This is a genomic window from Rhizobium giardinii bv. giardinii H152, from assembly GCF_000379605.1.
Classification (GTDB): Bacteria; Pseudomonadota; Alphaproteobacteria; order Rhizobiales; family Rhizobiaceae; genus Pararhizobium; species Pararhizobium giardinii.
This window is the reverse complement of record NZ_KB902751.1, coordinates 1-1,649: the sequence shown is the minus strand read 5'-3', so window position 1 is coordinate 1,649 and position 1,649 is coordinate 1. Positions and strand designations below refer to the sequence as shown.

At 59.9% G+C, this 1,649-nt stretch carries 2 protein-coding genes; both read right to left on the bottom strand.

Annotated features, from left to right (window positions below; genetic code table 11):
- On the bottom strand, positions 1-681 hold a 681-nt coding region (locus A3AY_RS0133005), incomplete at its 3' end, for a serine hydrolase (RefSeq protein WP_040669610.1).
- 29 nt (positions 682-710) lie between these two features.
- The coding region (locus tag A3AY_RS0133000) for a MurR/RpiR family transcriptional regulator (RefSeq protein ID WP_018329939.1) at positions 711-1,649 on the bottom strand (939 nt) is incomplete at its 5' end.

The following is a 1,649-nucleotide window of genomic DNA, read 5'->3' as shown; positions in this document are numbered from 1 at the left end:
ATCCGTCTCGATCGAGCGGTAGCGGAAGGAAGTACCGTGCGAGCACTCCAGATCCTTCAAAGACAGGATCAGGTCCCAGACATTCGTGGGCCAGTTCGGGTTCCAACGATCCTTCCAGCCGCTGGCGACATCCAGCTGCGCCATGTGGGAATCATGCTTGGTGTAGGTCTCATCGAAGACCACGCCACTGGTCATGTCAAGCACGTGCTGGACGGTCGCGCCACGGTAGGCTGTCGCCTCCAGCTCCGGCAGATAATGGGTCACGGGCGCGACCGGGTCGACCACTCCGCGGCCGATCAGGATGCCCGCCGCGGTGCCAACGATCGACTTGGCGACCGATTGTGAAAGGTGCTGGGTATGGGGCGTCATGCCGTTGAGGTAGCGCTCAGCGACAATCTTACCGCCATGGAGCACCAGAAGGCCATCGACGTAGCTCGTTTCGAGGAAGCTGCCAAGGGTATGGGCCCGCCCCTCCGTCGCGAAGGAGATGCCATCGATATCCTGCAAATCGGTCGGCAGCATGCTTGCCGGCCCCGCTCCCCGCAAGACCGGCGTGGTCGGCAGCAGGTCCCTGACATGCTGGAAGGTCCAGCGGTTCCAAGGCGCCCGGTCCCAGTCTTGCCTTGGAATGAGAGAATTGCCGGGTGCAGTTGGATCGCGGAATGGCGGAATACTGGTCATGCATGCTCTCGTTTGCGGTTTGAAATCGATCAATCGTCACGGCGGAGATAGCTCCCGCCGACGAACTCTCCGAAGAGGGTGCCCATATCGCTCATCATGGCGAAGTTATGCTTAGCCTTCGGCCCGAGTTTGGTGGCAACGGCGTCGATGAGGAGATTGAGCACGACACTGATACTTGCCGTAGAATCCCAGAAGGTTTTCACATGCGTATGCGCCTCGAAGACGAAGCGCGTATAGGCGAAGGCCCAATGACTGAATTTGTCGGTTACGATGACCAGCGGCATGTCCATCGACTTCAGCTTCTCCACCAGCTTGATGCCGCGGGTCGCGTACGAGGCCGTGTCAATAAGGACAACGGCGCTCTGCTTTGGATCTGCATTGATGATCTCGCCGAACGTGCCCGAGGCGTTGTCGATGAAAATGACGTTGGGTCGCGCCCACAGCAGTCGGCTGGCAAAATCCATGGCCAACCCCTTCGAGGCCTGGAAGCCGACGACATAGATAGTGCGCGCCTTCACGAGCAGGCTTGCGGCCTCGTCCCACACTTCGGTGGTAGTCAAGGCATAGGCTTTGACGATGGCGTCGAGTTCCAACCGCAGGCTTTCCTGCAACTGCGGCTGCCGGCCGTCGCGCATCTGAAAGCGGGCCAGGTAATCGTCGACTTCGCTGTCCTTCTCCGAGACCGCGACGCGCAACCGCTTCTTGAGATCGCGCAGGCTCTCGAAACCGAGGCCGCGAACGAACCGGGTGACGGTCATTTCGCTGACGCCCACCGCCTCAGCTATGCTGCTGCCGGTCTCGAACGGCAAAATCTCGATATTGTCCAGGATATAGCCCGCAAGGCTTTGCTCCGAGGGCGAGAAACCGGACATGCGTTCGCGCAGGATCGCTTCGATGTCGATCTTCTGCTCAACGCCGCTCGATCCCTTGGCATCCTTGCCGCTTCGTGCTTTCACCACAGTGACAGA